The following is a 3,557-nucleotide window of genomic DNA, read 5'->3' as shown; positions in this document are numbered from 1 at the left end:
CACAGCAACCGCTTCGACGTAACCGCACCGCAGCGACCTGCCCCGGTAGAGCAGGCGGCGCTGCACCACCGCGCCGTGCGCGATGAGCGCGCCGTGTCGCCAGATGAGCGCGTGCATGCCACCCAGGGCATGCTGCCAGTCGATGTCGCCGAACGCTCCGGCGTAGGCCGCCACGACCATCTGACGGGCGTCGTGCCGAGTCTCGGCGTCCAGATCGGCGGTGTGGACCAGGCGGGCGGTGTGGACCTGGGTGGACACACCCCCGGTCTACCAGGTTGCGGGCACCGCACCCACACGCCCACACGCCCACATTATCTTTGGTAGACCCGGGCGCCGTCTCGCCAGGTGGCCCGCACCGAGATGTCCTGCAGTCGGGTCGGCTCGACTTCCAGCGGGTCGGCACTGAGCAGAACCAGATCGGCGATTTTTCCTTCGGTGAGGGTCCCGGTGTCGTGTTCGACTCCGAGCGCGGCAGCGCCGCCGCTGGTGTAGGCGGCGAGTGCGGCGTTGACGGAGATCGCCTCGCTCGGCTGTAGTCGGGTGCCAGACGGTGTTTCCCGGGTGACTGCGGCGCGGATCGCGTGCAGCACGTCGTAGCCGGCTACCGGATAGTCCGAGCTGCCGGCCAGCCGTACACCGGCATCGGCCAGTGTGGCCAGTGGTTTGACGCCGATTCCCCCGGGCAGCCCCCGTTGGAGTAGCTGGTCGCCTATCTCACGCAGGAAGTACGGCTGGACCACGGCGACGGCGCCGCAGTCCGCGATGCGCTTTTCGGTGCCGGCGGTGAGCAGCATGGTGTGCTCCAACCGCGGGTGCCCTGGCCGATCGTGGACTTCACTGACCAGCTTCAGTGCGTCGCAGGCACGTTCGACCGCCCAATTGCCCAGGGCGTGGACGGCTATCTGGTTTCCGTGTGCGGCGGCAGAGCGCATTGCGTCGCGGAGCCCATCGGGTTCGAAGAACGGTGTTCCGACCCTGAACTGCGTGCCCACCAGCCGGATCCGGCCGATCCGCATGTTTGCGCGCAGCGCCGCCAGCCCGCCGCCGGTCACGGCACGATGCAGCGTCAGCCCGATCATCGTGGCCAGCTGCAGCCCAGACATGCACATCGCGCATCGGTCGGCGCCGTCGAGGAACAGCTTCGCCGGCCCGGTCGGCGCGCCCGCCGGCCCGTCGCCGGTTCTGCGGCCGCCGGCGGTCCGCGGTTCCAGAAATGATCGCTCCGCGACCGGCATCCGGTGCACGGTGACGCCAAGCATCGCGGCCTCTGCGGCCCGGTCGTAGAGCGGGTCGAATACCGGCGGAACGGCGGCGTCGCCCACCCGGACGATTCCGTGCGCCAGCAGCTCGCGTCCGTGTGCCTGCGCTTCGGCGATCCAGGCGTCTCCGGCGTTCTCGAGCAGGCTGCCTCGAGAAGTTGCCTCCGCCAGGAAGAATGCCGCTTCGAGGACCTCGCCGGTGAGGCGGCCACGACGGCGAGACAACGCGCCGTGTAGTGGGTCGGGGCTGTTGGGTTGCCAGCCCATCGCGGCGAGCCCAGCCGTGTTCAGCACACCCTCGTGCCAGGAGTAGGCCGCCACCAGCAGCGGCCGGTCGGAGCAGACTTCGTCGAGTTCCGCGGCGGTCGGCGACCGCCGTTCTACCAGTTTCATCGGGTCGTAGGCCTGCAACCGCAACCAGCCACTGCCCGGCGTGCGTTGTCGCGCAGCCGTTATCTGCTCCTGCAGGTCGATGATCGACGAACCGGGCGGTAGGTGCAGTCCAGGTGTGCGGCGGTCGAGCGCAGCCTGGCAGAAGTGATGGTGGGCGTCGATGAAGCCGGGCAGCAGCACGCCGTCGAGGTTCGATATCGGCGCACCCGCGCCGACCTGGGCGAGCACCTCCCGACGCGAACCCACCGCGACGATGCGTCCCGCCGCGACGGCGACCGCCTCGGCAGTCGGCCGGCCCGGATCCATGGTGTGCACCAGATTCGCTGCCAGCACGGTGGGCGTCATCTGACGTCGCCCCGGATCGCTTCAACCAGGTCCGCGGCAGGCTCCATCTCGCGAACGCTACCCGAACGTTAGCCGACGATTCCGGCGATCAGGGCGGGCAGTTGATCGGCCACCAGCGGGTAGCTCAGCGGGGATCCGAACGCTATCGCCCCGGCCTGATCCTTGGTGGTGAAGACGCTGCGGCGTTGCATGGCGGCGATGTCCGGGTCGGCCAGCAGGGAATTCTTCTCGTCGTCGCTTTCGGTGGCCCAGATCACAACGTCGACGGCGCCGAGCGCCGTCTTGATCTGGTCGTGGCCGATCAGGGCCGGCTGATCGGCGACGGCCAGCCCCATCTGGGTCAGGAACTCGGTGCGCCAGCCCCTGGTGACGCCCACGTTGCCGTGGTCAAGGCTGCCCTGCAGCAGCAGCACCGTCTTGTCTTTGAAGGCGGGGTGATCTGTCGCGACGTCGGCGAATTTACCGTCCACACCGTCGATCAGCGACTGCATCTGCTGGGCTTGGAAGACCGCCCGGGCGATGACCGTGGCCTGGATTTTCCACGGTTCGAAGAAAGCGTCGCCGTCTGACTGCGGCAGGGTCGGGGCGATCGCCGACAGCTCCTGGTAGGTTTCGGCGTCCACCCCGGCGTTCGTCGCCACGATCAGATCCGGTTTGAGTTCGGCGATCTGCTTGACCGGTATCCCGTCGTCCAGGTTGAGCACAACCGGCTTCGCGTCGCCGAGTTTGGACTGGGCCCAGGGCCACACGGCGAACGGCTGGTCGCCGAACCAGTTGGTCACCGCGATCGGCACCACACCCACCGCGAGCAGGTCGTCCTGACCGGTATAACCAGCGCAGACCACCCGCTTGGGTGGTTCGGCGATGGTGGTCTCGCCGAAAAGGTGGGCGATCGTGACCGGCTTGTCCGCCGACGTGTCGTCGGGGTTCTCCGACGAGCATCCCGCGGTTGCCAGCAGCGCCACCGCCCCGGTGAGGCCGAGAAAGCCGCGCCGGCTGCACTGTTGTCGCATCGCGGGATACTAACCGCTGGCACCGCCGCCCGAGAAGTGCCGGCATTTCAGGTCGGGCTGCCATACCCGCCGCCGCCGGGGGTTTCGATGACAAGCACGTCGCCGCGCGCGACCTCGGCCGAATCGCATCCGGCCAGTTCAACCACGCTGCCGTCGGCGCGTTCCACGCGGTTGTGCCCCAGCCTTCCGGGCGACCCGCCGGCCATGCCGTACGGCGCGACGCTGCGGTGACTCGACAGCGTGCTCACAGTCATCGGTGCGGTGAACTCGATCCGGCGGACGGCGCCGTCGCCGCCGCGCCAGTGTCCGGTGCCGCCACTGCCGCGCCGGATCGCGAACTCGCGCAACAGCACCGGGAAGCGCATTTCGATGACTTCGGGGTCGGTGAGCCGGGAGTTCGTCATGTGGGTCTGCACAGCCGAGGCTCCGGCGAAGCCGTCACCGGCGCCCGAACCCGACCCGATCGTCTCGTAGTACTGGTGGTGCCGGTTGCCGAAGGTGACGTTGTTCATCGTTCCGGAGCCTTCGGCCTGCACCCCGAGCGCGC

Annotated in this window: 3 protein-coding genes and 1 pseudogene; all 4 read right to left on the bottom strand. The window is 68.7% G+C overall.

The window, feature by feature from the left end; all coding sequences use genetic code 11:
* A pseudogene (locus AC2VON_RS23600) lies at positions 1–258 on the bottom strand (aminoglycoside N-acetyltransferase AAC(2')-Ic); the annotation flags it as partial.
* Positions 259–311: 53 nt separating this feature from the next.
* Positions 312–1,997: an amidohydrolase gene (locus tag AC2VON_RS23595; RefSeq protein WP_486955019.1), complete on the bottom strand. Its 1,686-nt coding sequence runs from the start codon at positions 1,995–1,997 to the stop codon at positions 312–314.
* 68 nt (positions 1,998–2,065) lie between these two features.
* Positions 2,066–3,010, bottom strand: a complete 945-nt coding sequence (locus AC2VON_RS23590; protein ID WP_486955018.1) for an ABC transporter substrate-binding protein — start codon at positions 3,008–3,010, stop codon at positions 2,066–2,068.
* A gap of 47 nt (positions 3,011–3,057) precedes the next feature.
* Positions 3,058–3,557: hydantoinase B/oxoprolinase family protein (locus AC2VON_RS23585; RefSeq protein ID WP_486955017.1), on the bottom strand; the 500-nt coding region annotated here is incomplete at its 5' end.

The organism is Mycobacterium sp. TH-M82, from assembly GCF_057473605.1.
This window is presented reverse-complemented; position numbering and strand designations above follow the sequence as displayed.

Bases quoted from the DNA above. Each gene is read 5' to 3' on its own strand.
- AC2VON_RS23595 (WP_486955019.1), bottom strand. From the start codon at position 1,997: ATGACGCCCACCGTGCTGGCAGCGAATCTGGTGCACACCATGGATCCG.
- AC2VON_RS23590 (WP_486955018.1), bottom strand. From the start codon at position 3,010: ATGCGACAACAGTGCAGCCGGCGCGGCTTTCTCGGCCTCACCGGGGCG.